The sequence below is a fragment of the Terriglobales bacterium genome (assembly GCA_035543055.1).
Lineage (GTDB): Bacteria > Acidobacteriota > Terriglobia > Terriglobales > Acidobacteriaceae > JAIQFD01.
This window is the reverse complement of record DATKKJ010000066.1, coordinates 1-18,260: the sequence shown is the minus strand read 5'-3', so window position 1 is coordinate 18,260 and position 18,260 is coordinate 1. Positions and strand designations below refer to the sequence as shown.

The 18,260-nt window shown below is 65.9% G+C and carries 13 protein-coding genes; 6 read left to right on the top strand and 7 right to left on the bottom strand.

Going from position 1 to position 18,260, the window contains the following annotated elements; genetic code table 11:
* From leuC to VMS96_05525, 3 genes are all read right to left on the bottom strand, one after another.
* Positions 1-1,129 (bottom strand): 3-isopropylmalate dehydratase large subunit (gene leuC / locus VMS96_05535; GenBank protein HVP42871.1); only part of this gene is annotated, 1,129 nt, incomplete at its 3' end.
* 7 nt (positions 1,130-1,136) lie between these two features.
* Positions 1,137-2,234: a 3-isopropylmalate dehydrogenase gene (gene leuB / locus VMS96_05530; GenBank protein HVP42870.1), complete on the bottom strand. Its 1,098-nt coding sequence runs from the start codon at positions 2,232-2,234 to the stop codon at positions 1,137-1,139.
* Between the two features lie 29 nt (positions 2,235-2,263).
* Complete coding sequence (locus VMS96_05525) at positions 2,264-3,466, bottom strand: 2-isopropylmalate synthase (GenBank protein HVP42869.1); 1,203 nt, start codon at positions 3,464-3,466, stop codon at positions 2,264-2,266.
* Positions 3,467-3,616: 150 nt separating this feature from the next.
* On the opposite strand from VMS96_05525, the gene VMS96_05520 reads away from it, so the two are divergent.
* The 5 genes from VMS96_05520 (at position 3,617) to VMS96_05500 (ending at position 12,727) form a co-directional block, all read left to right on the top strand.
* The gene (locus tag VMS96_05520) at positions 3,617-4,534 is read left to right on the top strand and encodes a LysR family transcriptional regulator (GenBank protein HVP42868.1); all 918 of its coding nucleotides are present in this window, start codon (positions 3,617-3,619) and stop codon (positions 4,532-4,534) included.
* A 52-nt stretch (positions 4,535-4,586) separates the two neighbouring features.
* Positions 4,587-5,276, top strand: coding sequence for a DUF5666 domain-containing protein (locus VMS96_05515; GenBank protein HVP42867.1), 690 nt, complete (start codon positions 4,587-4,589; stop codon positions 5,274-5,276).
* Positions 5,277-5,320: 44 nt separating this feature from the next.
* Positions 5,321-8,671, top strand: a complete 3,351-nt coding sequence (locus tag VMS96_05510; protein ID HVP42866.1) for a TonB-dependent receptor — start codon at positions 5,321-5,323, stop codon at positions 8,669-8,671.
* Positions 8,671-10,779, top strand: coding sequence for a VWA domain-containing protein (locus VMS96_05505; protein ID HVP42865.1), 2,109 nt, complete (start codon positions 8,671-8,673; stop codon positions 10,777-10,779). The genes VMS96_05510 and VMS96_05505 overlap by 1 nt, the downstream gene beginning before the upstream one ends.
* Positions 10,780-10,849: 70 nt before the next feature.
* Positions 10,850-12,727 (top strand): M20/M25/M40 family metallo-hydrolase, encoded by a 1,878-nt coding sequence (locus VMS96_05500; protein ID HVP42864.1) that lies wholly within the window; start codon positions 10,850-10,852, stop codon positions 12,725-12,727.
* Positions 12,728-12,867: 140 nt separating this feature from the next.
* Here the strand turns inward: VMS96_05500 and VMS96_05495 are convergent, their stop codons facing one another.
* From VMS96_05495 to VMS96_05480, 4 genes are read right to left on the bottom strand one after another with little or no spacing between them, the layout of a single operon-like run.
* The gene (locus tag VMS96_05495; protein HVP42863.1) at positions 12,868-13,116 is read right to left on the bottom strand and encodes a hypothetical protein; all 249 of its coding nucleotides are present in this window, start codon (positions 13,114-13,116) and stop codon (positions 12,868-12,870) included.
* A complete protein-coding gene (locus VMS96_05490; protein ID HVP42862.1) occupies positions 13,116-14,096 on the bottom strand; it encodes an FAD binding domain-containing protein in 981 nt (326 codons plus the stop codon). Before VMS96_05490 ends, VMS96_05495 begins: the two co-directional genes overlap by 1 nt.
* Positions 14,093-16,495: a xanthine dehydrogenase family protein molybdopterin-binding subunit gene (locus VMS96_05485; GenBank protein HVP42861.1), complete on the bottom strand. Its 2,403-nt coding sequence runs from the start codon at positions 16,493-16,495 to the stop codon at positions 14,093-14,095. The genes VMS96_05490 and VMS96_05485 overlap by 4 nt, the downstream gene beginning before the upstream one ends.
* Before the next feature lie 2 nt (positions 16,496-16,497).
* The gene (locus VMS96_05480; protein HVP42860.1) at positions 16,498-17,124 is read right to left on the bottom strand and encodes a (2Fe-2S)-binding protein; all 627 of its coding nucleotides are present in this window, start codon (positions 17,122-17,124) and stop codon (positions 16,498-16,500) included.
* A 150-nt stretch (positions 17,125-17,274) separates the two neighbouring features.
* Between VMS96_05480 and VMS96_05475 the strand changes: the two genes are divergently transcribed.
* Positions 17,275-18,260: gamma-glutamyltransferase (locus tag VMS96_05475; protein ID HVP42859.1), on the top strand; the 986-nt coding region annotated here is incomplete at its 3' end.

Here is an 18,260-nt window from a genome sequence, read left to right as displayed (position 1 = left end):
CGACCAGGGCGCGCACCTTGGGGTGCACGCGGTATCCGCGCACCACGCCGGCGGCGGCGCGAAGGTCTTCGAGGCGCGAATTGGTGCAGGAGCCGACGAAGACGCAATCAACATGGATGTCCTCGATGGCGGTGCCCGGCGCGAGGTCCATGTAGGCCAGAGCATTGCGCGCGGCCTGGCGGTCGGCGTCTGTGCCCAGTTCGTCCGGCTCCGGGACGCATGCGGTGACCGGGACTACCATGCCGGGATTGGTGCCCCAGGTGACGTAGGGGACGAGGGAAGCGGCGTCGATCTCGACCACGCGATCGAAGGCGGCGCCGGGATCGGTGGGCAGCGTGCTCCAGTAGGCGAGGGCGTCGTCCCACGCCTTGTCCTTGGGGGCGAAGCGGCGGCCCGCCAGATAGGCAAAGGTGACCTCGTCGGGCGCCACCATGGCGGCGCGCGCACCGGCTTCAATGCTCATGTTGCACAGGGTCATGCGCGATTCCATGGAGAGCGCCTGGATGGCCTCGCCGGCGTACTCGATGACGTGCCCGGCGCCACCGTCGGTGCCGATCTGTCCGATGATGCCCAGCGCCAAGTCCTTGGCGGTCACACCCTGGGGAAGCCTGCCGCGTACCATCACCTGCATGGCGCGGGGTTTGTTCTGGGGCAGGCACTGCGTGGCCAGCACGTGCTCCACCTCCGAGGTCCCGATGCCGAAGGCCAGAGCACCGAATGCGCCGTGAGTACTGGTGTGGCTGTCGCCGCAGACGATGGTCATACCGGGCTGGGTCAGCCCCAGCTCCGGGCCGATGACGTGCACGATGCCCTGCTCGGGCGAGTGCAGGTCGAAGAAGGGAATGCCGAACTCGCGGCAGTTGCGGCGCAGGGCCTCGATCTGCCGGGCGGCGATGAGGTCCTGGATGGGCAACAGGCGGTCGGTGGTGGGGACGTTGTGGTCCACGGTCGCCACCGTACGTCGCGGCTGGCGGACGGAGCGGCCGGCGGCGCGCAGCCCGTCGAAAGCCTGGGGCGAGGTGACTTCGTGTACCAGATGCAGATCGATGTAGAGCAGCGCCGGCTGGCCCTGGGGCTGCACCACCAGGTGCTCGTCCCAGATCTTGTCGAACATGGTGCGCGGCGGCATGGGTCTCCTAGACGGCGTGGTAGGCGTGCTCGCGCTCCAGGACTTGGACCACCGCTTCGGCGACGACCTTGCCCATGTCGGCGGTCTTGATGGTGAACTTGGAACCGTTGCGACGGATGTCAGGGGTGCGGTAGCCGGCGTTGAGCACGTCGCCGATGGCGCGCTCGATGGCCGAGGCATCCTCCGGCAACTGAGCACTATAGCGCAGCAGGAGGGCGGCGGAGGCGATGGCTCCCAGCGGATTGGCAATGCCACGCCCGGCGATGTCGGGTGCGGACCCATGCACCGGCTCGTAAAGTCCGACCGCGCCGCCGATGCTGGCCGAGGCCAGCATGCCCAGGGAGCCGGCGATGGCCGCGGCTTCGTCGGACAGGATGTCGCCGAACAGATTCTCCGTCAGCACCACGTCGAAGCTGGCGGGACTGGTCACCAGCTTCATGGCACAGGCATCCACCAGGCAGTGTTCAAGCGCGACCTCGGGATACTCGCTTCCGAGCCGGGTCACTGTCCGGCGCCACAGCTGCGAAGTCTCCAGGACGTTGGCCTTGTCCACGGAGGTGAGCTTCTTGCGCCGCTGGCGCGCGAGGTCGAAAGCGATGCGGGCGACGCGTTCGATCTCGGGCTCGGTATAGCGCATGGTGTTGAAGGCGGCGGCGCCGTCGCACCCGCGGGGCTCGCCGAAGTAGATGCCGCCCAGCAGCTCGCGGACGAACAGGATGTCGGCGCCGCGGACCACTTCCGGGCGCAGGGGCGAGCAGTCAGCGATAGCTGGGTGGCAGACCGCCGGGCGCAGGTTGGCGAAGCCGCCGAGGCCACGGCGCAAGGCCAGCAGGCCGGTCTCGCAGCGCTTCTCCGGGGGCAGGGCGTCGAACTCCGGGGCGCCGACCGCGCCCAGCAGCACGGCATCGCTCTTGCGGCAGCTCTCCAGCGTGTCCGGCGGCAGCGGCATGCCGCACTCGCGGATGGCGACGCCGCCGATCGCCCGCTCGTCGAAGGTGAACTCGTAGCCCTGGACGTCGGCCACGGTACGCAACACGCGCACCGCTTCGCGCGTGACTTCGGGCCCGATGCCGTCTCCGGGAAGGACAGTGATCCTCAGCTTCATGCTCTTCATTCCTGGTTCGGGGAGCTACGCTAGGCGACTCCGGGTGCGCCGGTGGCGCCGGCCAGGCCGCGCGCGGCGGAACCCGGCGCCGCGGGCATCTCCTCGCGGATGATGGCCAGCAGGTGCCGGTCCTCGACCGTCTTGATGCGGTCGGCCAGGGCGATGAACCGCTTGTACACGCGGTCCAGGTCGCGGCGCGAGAATTCATATCCCAGCTGGGCGCAGCGCAGGCCGAGGGCGTGCCGGCCGGAGTGCTTGCCCAGAACCAGCTTACTGTCGGGAACACCCACCGACTGCGGGGTCATGATCTCGTAGGTGAGCGGGTTCTTGATGACGCCATCCTGGTGGATGCCGGCCTCGTGCGCGAAAGCGTTGCGGCCCACGATGGCCTTGTTCGGCTGCACCGCCACGCCGGTGATCTCGGTCAGCAACTGGCTGGTGGGGTAGAGCTGCTCGGTGCGGACACCGGTGGTGAAGGGCATCGCGTCGCGACGGACCGAGAGCGCCATGACGAGCTCCTCCAGCGAGGCGTTCCCGGCGCGCTCCCCGATGCCGTTGATGGTGCACTCCACCTGGCGTGCCCCGGCTTCGATGGCGGCGAGAGAATTGGCGACCGCCAGCCCCAGATCGTTGTGGCAGTGGACGGAGATGGTCATGCCTCCGGCCCGCTGGCGCACCCGGCCGATGATGCGCGACATCTCGTGCGGCACCGTATAGCCGACCGTGTCCGGGACATTGAATGTGCCGGCGCCGGCGGCGGCAACCGCTTCGGCCACGGCGCAAAGGAACTCGAGTTCGGTGCGAGAGGCGTCCTCGGGCGAGAACTCGACGTCGTCGCACAGCGAACGGGCGAAAGCCACCGACTCGGCGGCCTGCTGCAGGCACTGCTCGCGACTGATCCGCAGTTTGTAATGGAGATGGATGTCAGAGGTGGCGAGGAAGACGTGGATGCGAGGACGGGCGGCGTGTCGTACCGACTCCCAGGCGCGCTCGATATCGCCGCGGATGGCGCGTGCCAGGCCGGCTACTCGCGGGCCGCGGACCTCGCGGGCCACCGCCTGCACCGCTTCAAAGTCGCCGTCGGAAGCGATGGGGAAGCCGGCCTCGATCACGTCCACGCCCAGGAGCTCCAGTTGCCGGGCCAGGGAGAGTTTCTCCCGCAGGTTCATGCTGCACCCGGGCGACTGTTCGCCATCGCGCAATGTGGTGTCGAAGATCGTGATCCGTTCCACGGCAACTCCTCCTCCCCGGCCGAAAGGCCGTAACAGTCGAGGATAGTCGCTGGACGAGATAACACAAGTTTATAGTTATTTGCTGACCATAAATATTTTTTATGCTATAAATCGTTTTTTTGAGGGCACCGCGCAGCGCGCAGGTGAGCGATGGACCTTTTCCAGTTGGAGACGTTCCTGGCGGTGGCCCGCGAGGGCAGCTTCTCGCGCGCTGCCAAGAAGCTTTTCCGCACCCAGCCGGCGATCAGCCAGACCGTGCGCAAGCTGGAGGACGAGGTCGGGGAGCCGCTCTTCGACCGCTCCTCGCGGGAAGGCATCCTGACCGATGCCGGGCAGGTGCTGCTCGACTACGCGCAGCGGCTGCTCAACACGCGCAGCGAAGCCCTGCTTGCCCTGGATGAGTTGCGCGAGTTGCAGGCGGGAAAGCTCTCCATCGCGGCCAACGAGTTCACCTGCCTTTACCTGCTGCCGGTGCTGAACGAGTTTCGCCGCCTCCATCCGCTGGTGAAGATCACCATCCAGCGGTCCCTGGCCAGCCGTCTCCAGGGAGAGTTGCTGAGCCACAACGCAGAGCTGGGCGTGCTCAGTTTCCGGCCGGAAGATCCGCTGCTGCGTTCGATCGTCGTCTATCGCGACGAGCTGGCATTCGTGGTGCCGCGGAACCACCCGCTGGCCGGAGCGCGGCAAGTCAGCGTGCGCCAGCTCGGGGCGGAATACTTCGTGGCCCACAACGTACCATCCCCCTATCGCAACAAGGTGCTGGAGACCTTCCGGCGACGGCGGGTGCCGCTGCACATGCCGGTGGAATTGCCCACCATCGAAGCCATCAAGAAGTTCGTGGCGGCAGGGAACGGGGTGGCGCTCATCCCGCTGATCTGCGTGGAGCCGGAGCTGGCGCGCGGCGAGCTGGTGCGCGTGCCCGCCCGCGAGCTGAGGTTCGACCGCAAGCTGCGCCTCGTCTATCGCCGCCACTCCAGCCTGTCGCACGCGGCGCAGGCGTTCCTGAAGGTGGCGGAGTCGTTCGCCAGCCACCGCAAGGAGCGCTATCTGTTCCAGCCCGAACGTTGACAATTCTTTACAAAACAGCGGCAACTCCGGCGCGCAGAACGAGTTACAAAAGATGTTCGCGGAGGTAGCCATGCGTCGCGCCATCATCGTTGTCCTCGCGCTGGGTTTGTGTGCATTCGGGCAGACGAATGAGCCGGGTTCGTCACCGCAAAGGCCGCAGGGCGCCGCCCAAGGCGGCGAGCGCGGGCGACGGCCTGGTGTCGGCGGGACCATCACCGCCATTGCCAACGACACACTGACCTTGAAGACCTTCGACGAACGCACGGTCACAGTGAAGTTGACTCCGGAGACCCGTTTCCGCAAGGACCAGCAGGACGCGAAGCTCAGCGACTTCAAGGTCGGTGACATGGTGATGGTGCGCGGCGAACGCACGTCCGATGACACCTACGTCGCGGCGGGCGTGATGACGCGCAGCGGGTCGGGCATGGGCGGCACGCGGCAGCAGTTCCGCGAAGGGCTGGGCAAGGAATTCATCGCCGGCGAGATCAAGTCCGTCGACGGGCTGAAGCTCACGATCGCGCGGCCGGATGGCGTGACCCAGACCATCGCCGTGGACGAGAGCACCTCGTTCCGCAAGCAGGGGGAGAGCGTGACCCTGGGCGACCTGAAAGCGGGCGATCACGTCTTCGGACGCGGGCAGATCAAGGACGGGGTGTTCGTTCCGTCGGTCCTGAACGTGGGCCAGCCGGGCAGCGTGCGCGGCCAGTCGCCGCAGGGGCCTCCTGCCGAACCGCGCCAGTGACGACCCTCGTGGGCACAGGTCAGATGGTCTGGAATCTCTAGGAGATGAAGCGGCCCTCACAGCAGCTCTACCCCATCCTGCGGATGGTTGTGGGCTCCTTTCTCTGCTGCAGCGCGGCCATGGCGCAGCAGGCGGGCGGCGACATCAGCGGCGTGGTGAGGTCGGGCGGGCAGCCGCTGCCCGGAGTGACGGTGTCGGCGGCCAACACCCTGACCGGCCAGAAAGCGGCGACTTCCACCGACGTGGACGGCAGTTACAAGCTGCACGTCCCGGCGAACGGGCGATACGTGGTGCGTGCGCAGTTCACCGCCTTCGCTCCCGCCACTCAGGAAGTGGTGATCAACGCCGCCAATCCAGGCGCAAAGATTGATTTCGAGCTGGTGCTGGCATCGCGGGCCAAGCGTCCAGGAGAGGAAGGGCCGGAGCAAGCGGTGGCGGCGATGCAGTCGGGCCGCGGCTTCCAGAGCCTGGGGGTGACCCAGAGCGAGAATGGCGGAGAAGCTGGAGGCGCCGAGCAGATCGTCCCGCAGGGCATGCCGGTGCCGGGAATGGCGCCGGATGCGGCGACAGAATCAGTCGCGGTCGCCGGCACTGCCAATCCCAACGACTTCGGCTCCATGAGCAGCGATGAGTTCCGGCAACGGGTACAGGAGTACCGGGAGCAGCAGGGCCAGGCCGGAGGGCGAGGGCCGGGCGGGCCCGGCGGGTTTGGCGGACCCGGCGGTCCCGGCGGGCCTTTCATCATGATGAGCGGCCGGGGAAGAGGACGATTCAACTTCAACAGGCCCCACGGGATGGTTTACTACAGCATCGGAGACTCAGCCTTCGATGCGGCGCCGTATGACCTGAAGGGGATCGCATCGCAGCAGCCCGAATACCGCCAGCAGCGGTTCGGCGCCAGCCTCGGTGGGCCGTTGAACATCCCCAAGATCTACAAAGGTGGCTCGAAGACCTTCTTTTTCCTGAATTACAACGGGACGCGGGGCGAAAACCCCTACAACACCTTTTCCACCGTGCCGACGGCGGACCAGCGCAACGGCATTTATCCCGATTCGCTGGCCGATGGCCACGTCGCGAACCAGGCTCTGGTCGATGTGTTCAACAGCCGGTCCGGGTGTGCGGCGGCGATCAGCGCGCAGAACCTGGGAGTGGTGCCGCTGGCGGTCGGCAGCCCGCTGGGTGCGACCCACGACACCAACGGAAACCTGCTCACCCCCGGCTTGCTCACCAACCTGACCACCGACCCAAATGGCGTTCACAGCCAGATCCCGGCAGCCTGCATGGACGCGGCTGCGCTGAGCCTGCTGAATTACATCCCACAAGGAAATCTTCCCGGGGCGGTGCAGAACTTCCAGTACACCACTGCCGCCACCAACAACACCGACAATCTCAACTTCCGGCTGATGCGCGCGCTGGGTGGAGGGACGGTCGGCCCGCGGCAACGGGGAGGCAAGCGGAACAACCTCTCCATCGGCTTCCACTACCAGGCGAGCGGCAGCAACCTGACCAACCCATTCCCTACCGTCGGCGGCACCACCAGCACGCGTTCCTTCGATGTTCCGGTCACGTACGTGCGGTCCATCGGCAAGCTCACCAATTTCTTCCGCGTGGACTTCAATCGCAACCGGATCACGACGCAGAACCTCTACGCATTTCAGACCGACGTCGCCGGGATCGCCGGGGTCACGGAAGTCTCCCCGAATCCGTTCGACTGGGGGATCCCCAACATCGGGCTGACGAATTTCCAAGGGATCACCGACATCAATCCCCTGCGCCGGCGCGACCAGACGTTCAGCGTCGGCGACACCATGAGCCTGGTGCGCGGCAAGCACACGCTGCGCTGGGGCGGCGATTTCCGGCGCATCCAGCTCAACACCCAGACCGACAGCAACGCGCGCGGCAGCTTCACCTTCACCGGCGTGAATACCGGCTTTGATTTCGCCGATTTCCTGGTGGGACTGGCGCAGCAGACGACGCTCCAGTTCGGGGCCAACAACTATCACTTCCGGGGGAATTCCTGGGACCTGTTCGTGCAGGATGAATGGCGCGTGCGCGGCAATCTGACGCTGAACCTCGGGCTGCGCTACGAGTATGTCTCTCCGTATTCGGAGATCAATAACCTGATCGCGAATCTCGACATCAGCCCGACCTTCACGGCGGTGGCACCGGTGCTGCCGGGGCAGGCAGGCCCGTACAGCGGCCAATTCCCGGAGACGCTGGTCCGGCCCGACCGCAACAACTTCGCCCCGCGCGTCGGGGTGGCATGGAAGCCGTTCGCGAAGACGGTGGTGCGCGCCGGTTACGGCATCAACTACAACACCGGTCAGTACAGCGCGATGGTGCAGAACCTTGCCTTCCAGCCGCCCTTCTCCAATACCCAGAACAACCGGCAATCATCGACCCAAACGCTCACCCTGGAGAGCGGCTTTCCGGCGCCGGCGCCCTCCACCATCACCAACAGCTATGCGGTCGATGTGAGCTACCGGCTGGGATACGTGCAGATCTGGAACGTGGATGTGCAGCGCGAGCTGCGCTCGGACCTGGTGCTCAATGTGGACTACACCGGCACCAAGGGCTCGCATCTCGATGTGGTGGACGATCCGAACCGCACCGCCACGGGACTGCTGATCCCCAATGCGAATCCGTTCCTGCTGGAATTCTCGGAGGGCAGTTCGGTGGCCCACGCGGGGAGCATCCGCTTGCGGAAGCGCTTGCGGCAGGGGATCTCCATCGGAGGGACCTACACGTTCTCCAAGTCCATCGACAACGCTTCCAGCATCGGCGGCGGGCAGTCGGTCGTGGCGCAGGACGCCTTCGATCTGGCTGCCGAGCGCGGGCCCTCCAGCTTCGATCAGAGGCACAAGTTCACCGCCGATTACCTCTGGGAGCTGCCTTGGGGGCATGACCGGCGCTGGCTGACGCAACCGGGCGTGCTGCGCGACGCGTTCGGCGATTGGCAGTGGAGCGGCGACTGGACGATCGCGTCCGGGATGCCGTTCACCGTGCGCGTGCTCGGCGATCCGCTGGACGTCAACCGGGGCAGCAACGGGTCGCTGCGCGCCGATTGGACCGGACTACCGATCGGGCTTGCGGATCCGACGACCCTCGAATGGTTCAACACCGCTGCTTTCGCCGTGCCCCCTGCCGGCCAGTTCGGGAACTCGGGCCGGAACATCGTGCGTGGGCCGGGCAGCGTGCTTTTCAACATGGCGATGACCAAGACCATTCCCTTGGGCGACACGCGCACACTCGAGTTCCGCGCGCAGGCTAATAACGTGTTCAATACCCCGCAGTTCACCACCATCGACACCATCGTCGGCACGCCCCAGTTCGGGCGAGTGACCGGCGTCGGCTCGATGCGGAAGATCCAACTGCTGGCGCGTTTCCGATTCTGATGCTGACGAAGCACAATCCGCTTGCCCGGCTCGTGGGCGCACTGCTATGCGCGGCGCAACTGCTGCCGGTTTCGCTCGCCCAGGACGCGGCGCAGGCGCCATACACCATCAAGGCCCGCTCGGAAGTGGTGCTGGTCAACGTGACCGTGCGCGACAAGCAGGGGAACCTGGTACGCGACCTCGCGCCCGGCGAATTCACCGTCCTGGAGGACGGGAAGCAGCAGCGGGTCGCCTCCTTCGATGTGGAGAACACCGAGATGCAGCTTCTGCCCGAAGTCCCGCAGGCGCCGGTGCTGAAGCAGACGCGTCCGGCGCCGGCCGCGCCGCAGGTGGAGCCGGCAAGGCCGCCGGAGTTGCGCAATCGCCGGCTGATCGTGTTGCTGTTCGACCTGAGCTCGATGCAGCCGGAAGAGATTGACCGGGCGGTGAAAGCGGCGCAGAACTATCTCGACAAGCAGATGGCCCCGGCCGACCTGGTCGCGGTGACGTCGCTGGGAACGTCGTTGCAGATCAACCAGGATTTCACCAGCGACCGTGCACAGCTGCGAAAGGCCCTGGAGGCGCTGAGCTCCATCTCTAGCGAGGGATTCGCCGAAGGCTCCACCGGGACCACCGAGGGCACGGCCGACACCGCCCAGGCCTTCACTCCCGACGAAACTGAATACAACATCTTCAACACCGACCGCAGGCTGCAAGCGTTGCGGTCGCTGTCCTCGATGCTGGGCGGGCTGCAGCAGAAGAAGTCGGTCATCTATTTTTCCAGCGGGATGAACCGGACCGGGGTCGAGAACCAGTCGCAGCTGCGGGCGGCCATCAACGAGGCCGTCCGGGCAAACGTCGCGCTCTACACCATGGACCTGCGCGGCCTGGAGGCCATGCCGCCGGGCGGTAGCGCCGAGAACGCCAGCTTGCGCGGCGTCGCGGCGTACTCAGGGCGGGCGACCCTGAACCAGTACGATTCCAACTTCGCCACCCAGGAGACCCTGGTCACGCTGGCCGGCGACACCGGCGGGCGCGCATTGCTCGACACCAACGATTTCAGCCAGGTGTTCACTCGGGTGCAACAGGACACCAGCATGTACTACGTGCTCGGATATCACAGCAACAACCCGGCGCGCGACGGCCGCTTCCGCAAGATCTCGGTGCGCGTGAACCGTCCCGACCTGAAGCTCGAATACCGCCGCGGTTATTACGCGCCAGCGGATTTCAAGCATGCGAGCAGCGAGGACCGGGAGCGCCAGCTCGATGAAGAGCTGGCCTCCGACCTGCCGAATACCGACCTGCCGGTCTATCTGTCGGCGGCCTACTTCCGTTTGGAAGACGAAAAGTACTTTGTGGCGATCTCGGTGGTGGTCCCGGGGAAGGCGATCCCCTTCGTGCGCTCCAGCGACAAAGACAAGGCCACGCTCGACCTGCTCGGGGTGGCGACGGACGACCAGAAGCGTCCGATGGCGCAAGTGCGCGACACGGTGAAACTCGCCGTGGAAGGCGGCCGGGAGGTGCGGCGCAAGAACGTGCAGTACGACAGCGGCTTCGTATTGCCGCCGGGTAAGTTCCACCTGAAGTTCGTCGTCCGCGAGAACCAGAACGGCGCCATGGGGTCGTTCGAAACCGACCTGGTCGTGCCCAGGCTGAAGACAGTGCCGTTCCGCATGAGTTCGGTGGTACTGGCGTCGCAGGTGCAGCCGGCGCCGAAAGCGCGCGGGCAGAACCCGCTGGTGCAGGACGGGCAGGAGCTGGTGCCCAGCGTTACCCACGTGTTCTCTTCGGGACAACATCTCTATCTTTACTTCGAGGTGTACGACCCGGCGCGTGCGGCCTCGATGGGAGGCAAGTCCGAGCGGAACGCGATCGACCTGCTGGCCAGCGTTTCGTTCTTCCAGGGGAAGACGAAGAGCTACGAAACGCCGGTCATGCGCAGCCAGGAGGTGAACATCCCCGGGCGGCACGCCGCCGCTTTCCGGCTCGATGTGCCCCTGGCAACCCTGAAGCCCGGTTTCTATACCTGCCAGGTCAATGTGATCGACGATGCGGCAGGACGATTCACGTTTCCCAGGCTGGCGTTGCTGGTCCGCGGCCAAGCGGACCCGGCGCCCGGGCGGCAATGAGTTTGCAGTCCCCGGTCCCTGCAGGTAGTCTTTTTGGTTCAAATCTGATACAGGAGTGACCCCTCTCTCCATGCGAACTAGCAGAATCCTTCTGACGACAATCGCTCTCTGCATCGTTTTTTCCTTTGCCCTCAGCCTCAATGCCCAGAAAAAGAAGGGCAAGGCGGAACCGGCCGCCGCCGAAGCGCAGCAGCCCAACATCCCCATGGTCCAGAAGCCGGACACCATCGACTACGAGTTCATCATGAGGCTGCGCGAGGAGGAGTTCCGACACGGCAAGGTCATGGACGTCATGAGTGACCTTACCGACAAGATCGGACCGCGGCTCACAGGCTCTCCCAACATGAAGAAGGCGAACGAGTGGAGCCGCGATCAGCTTTCCCAGTGGGGGCTGGCGAACGCGCATGTAGAGCCGTGGGGCGAGTTCGGCCGTGGCTGGGCGTACCAGTTCTGCGAAGTGCGCATGACGTCGCCTGACTTCATGCAGTTCGTCGCCCTGCCGATGGCTTGGACGCCGGGCACTAACGGTCCGATCAGCGGCGAACCCGTGCATGTGGTGGCGAACACCGCCGAGGAACTGGAGAAGTATCGCGGCAAGGTCACCGGCAAGATCATGCTGCTGGGCGACATCCGCGTCCCCGAGCCGGAGACTCCGGGGCGCGGCGCTCAGCAGATCGCCGAGGGGCCGATGGCGGGCCAGGGGCAGACCAATCCTGCGCCCACTGACCGGCCCTTCTTCCGCCGCTATGACGATGCCGAATTGGACAGGATCGCGGAGTACCAGATCCCGGCAGCCCCCGGCGGGGATGCGCGCCGCCAGGCTTTCCTGCGGCGCCGGCGATTCCAGAAAGCTCTGGAAGACTTCTTCAACCAGGAGAAGCCTGCGGCCGTACTGCAACCGACGCGCCCTCCCGGACAGGATGGCACCATTTTCGTCGAGACGCCCCTGAGCGGCGGCTACGAGAAGGGCAAGACCGTTTCCGTGCCGGTGGTGACCGTGGCGCTGGAGCACTTCAACCGCGCCGCGCGCCTGGTGGACAAGAAGCAGCCCGTGCAGGTGGAAGTGAACGTGGAGACCCGGTTCTACGACGATGACGACAAGGGCTATAACACGGTCGCCGAGATCCCGGGCACCGATCCGAAACTGAAGGACCAGCTGGTGATGCTGGGCGGGCACATGGACTCCTGGCACGGAGGCGAAGGCGCGACCGACAACGGTGCGGGCGTCGCCGTAGCCATGGAAGCGGTACGCCTGCTGAAGGTCCTGGGCGTGAAGCCACGCCGCACCATCCGCGTCGCGTTGTGGTCAGGCGAGGAGCAAGGACTGCTAGGCTCGCGCGGCTATGCCAAGGAACACTTCGGCAGCCGTCCTGAGAATCCCAGGGAAAGGGAACTGCCGTCCTTCATGCGCAGTCCGGCGGGGCCACTCGTGCTCAAGCCCGAGCAGAAACTGGTGTCGGGTTATTTCAACTACGACAACGGGACGGGAAAGATCCGCGGCATCTACCTGCAGGAGAATGCAGCCGTGGCGCCGATCTTCAAGGCGTGGATGGAGCCGCTGCGCGATCTGGGCATGACCACGCTCTCGATGCGCACCACCGGCGGCACCGACCACCTCTCGTTCGACGCCGTCGGCATCCCGGGCTTCCAGTTCATCCAGGACCCGATGGACTACAACACGCTCACGCACCACTCCAACCTCGATGTTTATGAGCACATCCGGCCCGATGACCTGAAGCAGGCGGCGGTCGTCATGGCCACCTTCGTGTACAACACGGCGATGCGCGACGACATGTTGCCGCGCAAGCCGATCCGCCCGGACGAACCGAGGCCCGCTGTGCCGGAAAGCCCGGAGGAGAAGAAGGGCGAGCCGGCGCCGCCGCCGGCGAATCCGCTGAACCCGGCAAGTCCGATGCCCGAGCAGAAGCCGGAGGCCCCAAAGCAGTAGCTCTGGTGGAAGCGCAGGCCTTCAGGCCTGCGAATGAGTAGGAAAGAAGAGCGCGTTAGCGCTGGTCTAAGTAACCCAGCGCTAAAGCGCGGTTTCATTTGGATAACCTGTCGCTGGGCTGAAGCCCAGCGCCTCCACCGCTACGACCGTTTGGCGAAGCAGCCGCGGCCGGCACGACAGGAGTGCGGGTGCGCCAACGCATCGTCGGGGCCGCAGGCGCCCATGGTCTGCAGGCACCAATAGGCGGCGGTCGCCGACTCGCCGGTCTGCCACGGCGTATAGCCGACCGAGTCGCCGAACGCGGTCTTAGTGCGGATGTACCGGCAGACCTCGGGCAGTTCCGCCGGATCGGGCGCGCTTACCTCTTCTTCATCCATGAACTCGCGCATCAGGCCTCCTGACCGGCGGCGGCGAGAATGGTGCGCCGTACCACCGCCTCGAAGATCGTGATCTTGTAGGCGTTCTGGGAGAGCGGGGTCGCACCGTGGACGGCAGCTCTTGCCGCTTCACGCGCCGACTGAGCATTCACGGCCTTGCCCGCCAGCGCCTTTTCCGCCGCCTCCGCGCGCCAGGGGATGGGCGCCGCCGCTCCCAGGATAATGGACGCCCGGTCCACCGCTCCGCCGCGCTGGTCCAAAAGGACCGCAACCTCGGCCAGCGGCCAGTCGAACGATTCCTTCTGGCCGACCTTGGTGTAAGCGGTACGCGCGCTGTCGGGAAGCGCGGGGACCCTGATCTCGGTCAGCAGCTCATCTTCCGCCAGCGAATGCTCCCGTGTGACGTCCTGCTCGGGGCGCACGAAGAATCCGTCGAGCGGAACTTCGCGCACACCCTTCTTACCGCGGATCTCCAGCTTCGCTCCCAGAGCCGTCAGGGCGCATGCCGCGGCGGAAGGATGCACGATGGCGCACACGCTATTGTCGAAGATGGCGTGGGATTCGTTCTCGCCATCCTGGGCGAAGCAGCGATCGCCGCCCTTGCGCAGGCAATGGAACTGGCCGCTGCGGAAATACCAGCAGCGGGGCCGCTGCAGCAGGTTGCCGCCGACCGTGGCCATGTTGCGGATCTGCGGCGTGGCGGCGCGGAGAGCGGCGTCGGCCAGAGCGACATAGCGGCGGCGGATCACCGGGTGATCGGCGATGGTCGCTAGCGTGGTCATCGGTCCGATGCGAAGCCCTCCGGCATCCTCGCGCACGTAATCGAGCCCGGGGATGGTGCGGATGTTCACCAGCCGGGTGGGCGTGTCGAGGCCTTCCTTGAGCCGGTCCATCAGGTCCACGCCCCCGGCCTTGACCAGGACTTTGCTGCGCAGCTGGCTCAGGGCTTCGTCAAGGGAATGAGCGTCGCTCCATTCAAAGCGCGGGATCATGCCGCACCTCCGGTCTGCTGCTTCACCTTGCCGAGCGCGGTGAGCACCCGGGCCGGCGTCATGGGCAGCTCGTACATGCACACGCCGGTCGCGTTGTACACGGCGTTGGCGACGGCCGCCGCCGTGGGGACCTTGGCGGGTTCGCCGATGCCGCTGGCGTCAGTGGAACTGCGCGCCAGGTAGTCCTCGATGAAGTGCACCTCGATCTGCGGCATGTCCTTGGCGCCGATGATCTTGTACTCCTCGAGGTTGGGATTGACCATGATCCCGGTGTTGCGGTCGAGGCGACGCTCTTCGTAGAGCGCGTACGAAATACCCTGCAGGATGCCGCCGTTCACCTGGCTCTCCAGCGAAAGCAGGTTCATGGGGCGTCCGCAATCGTGCACCGCGACCACGCGCTCCACGCGGATGATGCCGGTCTCTGTGTCCACCGCAACCTCCGCGAACTGCACACCACCGAGGAACATCAGTTCCCGCTTACCGTACTCGGGGCTGCGGCGAGCGGTGGCGGAGATGGTCTCGGTGGGCAGCGAAGCAGCCGCTTGGCGGAAGCTGACCGATTTCCCGTTCCGGCTGGAAACTTTGCCGTCGCCGATGGTCATCGAGTCCACCGGCACGCGCCACGCCGACGCCACCTCTTTCAGGAAATCCTCTTTGACTTTGTACGCCGCATTGCGCACCGCCGGGGTGATCGAGGCGGTGGTCTGGCTGCCGCCTGAGGGCGGGCCCGGTGGCGATTGGGTGTCGCCGATGCGCACGGTGATGTCCCTGGGTTGCAGCCCGAGCTCCTCGGCGACGATCTGCGCGATCACCGTCTTGATGCCGCCACCGATGTCCTGCACGGCGGAGAGCGCCTCGACCGAGCCGTCCTTGTGAATACGGACTTCGCAGGCCGAATTCATGCCGACGATGCGGTACCACACGGATTGCGCGACGCCGACGCCGCGCTTCACCGGGCCGGGATCGCTGTTGGGCTTGCGCCGCTTCTGCGTCCAGCCGAACTTCTCGGCGCCGATACGCCGTTCCTGGCGGCGCGCCGGGCTGGCATCGTTTTTGTCCATGAAGTCGAGAACGTCGATGCCCAGCTTCTCGGCCAGGGCGTCCATGGTCTGCTCCAGGCCAAACACGCCCTGTGGATGTCCGGGGGCGCGCATGGCTGCCCCCGGACCGGCGTTGGTGAAGACGTCGTATTCCTCGGTGAGAACGTTGGGACACTGATAGAGGTTCTGCGCCGGGCCCGCCGTGCCGGCGCCCGTGCCCACGCCCGCGGTGCCGTAGCTGGTCCACTTGATGGCTTGCAGCGTACCGTCTTTCTTCGCGCCGACCTTGACGTACTGGTGGGAGCTGGGGCGGTTGCCGGTGGCCCAGTGCTCTTCCTTGCGGTCGCAAAAGAGCCGCACCGGCACGCCCGCTTTCCTCGAGAGCTGGGCCGCGACTGCCCCGGGGTTGCCGGCGCCGAACTTGGCGCCGAAGCCTCCACCCATGTACTCGGTGAGGACGCGGACCTTGGTCTTGGGCAGGTCGAAGATTTCCGCCAGTTCATCGCGCACGCTGAGGGTGCTCTGGGTGGAGGCGTACACGGTCAGTCCGTCGGGCTTCCAGTCGGCGACCACGCCATGGGTCTCGAGCGCCGAGTGGGTCTGCACCTGGGTGCGGTATTCCGCTTCGACGATGGCGTCGGATTCGGCGAAGCCCTTCTCCACATCGCCTTTCGGACCGCCACCACGACGCGCCGGATTGGGGCCGCGCACGTTTCCTTTTTGCGGAGCGCTGGCTGGGCCGCCACCGCCGCCCGCCGTTCCCGCTGCGGCGGCGGGTCCGGGAAACACGAGCGGCGCATCCGGTTGCCGCGCCTTATCGGCATCGACCACGAACGGCAGCGCGTCGTACGTGACCTTCACCAGGCTCACGGCCTCCAGCGCGGCGGCAGTCGTGGTCGCGGCCACCGCCGCCATCGGCTGCCCGGCGTAGCGCACGATGGGATACCGCGACGGGAGCTCTTTCGATTTGTCCTGCAGCTCCGCCTGTCCGCGGATGTGCTCGATGACGTGCACCGCCTTCACCCCGGGATGCTTTTCCGCCTGCGAGGTGTCGATGGAAACGATCTTGGCATGAGGGACATCGGCATTGACGAAGCGCGCGTACAACATCCCGGGAAGATGCACGTCGCTGGGATACTTCGCCGCACCCGAGACCTTGAAGGGGCCGTCGTAGCGCGGTACGCGCTTGCCGATGACCTTCAGCTCGGCATTGGGTGGAAGCTGCGGCGGCTCGTCGGAAGGGACATTGCGCTCGATCTTCTGCACACCTTCGGCTGAGCCGGGGATTCCGATGAGCAATTCCTGCTGCTTTGTGTCGAGCTTACTGTCCGGCGCACTCTGCTGAGCGTGAGGAGGCATGGCTACGCTCCTTTCCGCGACCGCGCGGTCGCCAGCGTGGCTTCGACGACCTTGGGATAGGTACCGCAGCGGCAGATGTTACCGCTGATCGCTTGCTGTACCTCCTCCGGCCTGGGATCGGGGTTGCGCTCCAGCAGCGCAGCGCAGCTCATCACCATCCCCGGCGTGCAATAACCGCATTGCATGCCGTCGTGCTCGACGAAGGCAGCCTGCACGGGATGCAGATGCTCGGGATCGCCAAGCCCTTCGATGGTCCGGATCTTGCGCGTGCCCACGTCCAGCGCGAAGGTCATGCAGGAGTTCACCGGTACGCCATCGAGCAGGACAGTACAGGCAGAGCACGAGCCGCGGTCGCAGACCACCTTGGTGCCGGTCAGGTGCAGATCGTCGCGCAGCGCCTCCGCGAGGGTGGTGCGGGGCTCGACCGTGACGCGCCGCGCCGTGCCGTTGATGTTCAGCGTGATGGCGGCAGCGCCCGGGCCGGCCACGCGCGGCGGGATGGCTGCGTGGGCGAGCAGGCCGGAGTCGAGCACCGCGGTGCCCGCCGCGGCCACGCCGGCGCCCTTCAGGAACGATCGCCGTGAGATGCCGGGTGGAGTGTCTGGGGGAGGGTTCTTTCGCTTCGACATGCGACCTCCGCGGGAAGAAGTCGGGTCATGAGAAATCACCGGGGCTCCCGGGTGCAAGTCTCACGACAGCGCTTCGGCGAGCGCGTTGATTAGGATGCAAGGCCGACCGTCCGGATACAGAAAAATCGTCGCCCACTATAATGCCCGGGCATGCGGATCTGGCGCCGAAATCACGTCCTGGTCCTTCTCATGTGCTGGCTGTTGGCGGTCGCTGCTCATGCCCGCGAGCCAGTACATGCCCGCAAGGCGATGGTCGTCGCCCAGGAGCCGCTCGCCGCCGATGTAGGGTTGGCTGTGCTCAAGTCCGGCGGAAACGCGGTGGATGCCGCTGTCGCGGTGGGATTCGCGCTGGCGGTCACACATCCTTTCGCCGGAAATCTGGGGGGCGGCGGATTCATGCTCATCCGTTTCGCTGATGGTCGCAGCACCTTCATCGACTTCCGCGAAAAAGCTCCCGCGAAAGCCAGCCGGGACATGTACCTCGACGCCGAAGGCAAAGTCACCGACGACAGCCTGATCGGGTGGCGTGCCTCGGGCGTCCCGGGCACGGTGCGCGGCCTGGAACTGGCAAACAAGAAGTACGGGCATCAGCCGTGGCGCGAACTGTTGCGGCCTGCGATCGGCCTGGCCAGGAGAGGCTTCCCGGTCTCCTACGCGATGATGCGCTCGCTGCGCGATCCCGAGTACCACCTCGCCCATTTCGCGGAATCGAAGCGCATTTTCCAGAAGGATGGCGCGTACTACGACCTCGGGGAGACGTTCCGGCAGCCTGAACTGGCGCGGACCCTGGAGCGCATCGCCACCCACGGCAGCCGGGATTTCTACGAGGGCCAGACGGCACGCCTGGTCGCGGACGCGATGGCGAAGAACGGCGGGCTGATCACGCTCGACGATCTGCGGAAATACGAAGCCATCGAGCGCAAACCGCTGGAGGGCGACTACAAGGGCTATCACATCGTGACCGCGCCTCCGCCCAGCTCTGGCGGGGTGGGGCTGCTGGAGATGCTGGGCATGCTGGAGGGGTCCGGATACGAGAGGAACGGTGCCGGTTCGGCGGCCGCGTACCACTACCTGGCCGAGGTCATGCGGCGCTTCTATGCCGACCGCAACGAGTACCTGGCCGATCCCGACTTCGT

Excerpts from the sequence above, each read along its gene's own strand:
- VMS96_05520 (HVP42868.1), top strand. The coding sequence starts at position 3,617 with ATGGACCTTTTCCAGTTGGAGACGTTCCTGGCGGTGGCCCGCGAGGGC.
- VMS96_05495 (HVP42863.1), bottom strand. The coding sequence starts at position 13,116 with ATGCGCGAGTTCATGGATGAAGAAGAGGTAAGCGCGCCCGATCCGGCG.
- VMS96_05500 (HVP42864.1), top strand. The coding sequence starts at position 10,850 with ATGCGAACTAGCAGAATCCTTCTGACGACAATCGCTCTCTGCATCGTT.
- leuB (HVP42870.1), bottom strand. The coding sequence starts at position 2,234 with ATGAAGCTGAGGATCACTGTCCTTCCCGGAGACGGCATCGGGCCCGAA.
- VMS96_05485 (HVP42861.1), bottom strand. The coding sequence starts at position 16,495 with ATGCCTCCTCACGCTCAGCAGAGTGCGCCGGACAGTAAGCTCGACACA.
- VMS96_05480 (HVP42860.1), bottom strand. The coding sequence starts at position 17,124 with ATGTCGAAGCGAAAGAACCCTCCCCCAGACACTCCACCCGGCATCTCA.
- VMS96_05490 (HVP42862.1), bottom strand. The coding sequence starts at position 14,096 with ATGATCCCGCGCTTTGAATGGAGCGACGCTCATTCCCTTGACGAAGCC.
- VMS96_05510 (HVP42866.1), top strand. The coding sequence starts at position 5,321 with ATGAAGCGGCCCTCACAGCAGCTCTACCCCATCCTGCGGATGGTTGTG.
- VMS96_05515 (HVP42867.1), top strand. The coding sequence starts at position 4,587 with ATGTTCGCGGAGGTAGCCATGCGTCGCGCCATCATCGTTGTCCTCGCG.
- VMS96_05505 (HVP42865.1), top strand. The coding sequence starts at position 8,671 with ATGCTGACGAAGCACAATCCGCTTGCCCGGCTCGTGGGCGCACTGCTA.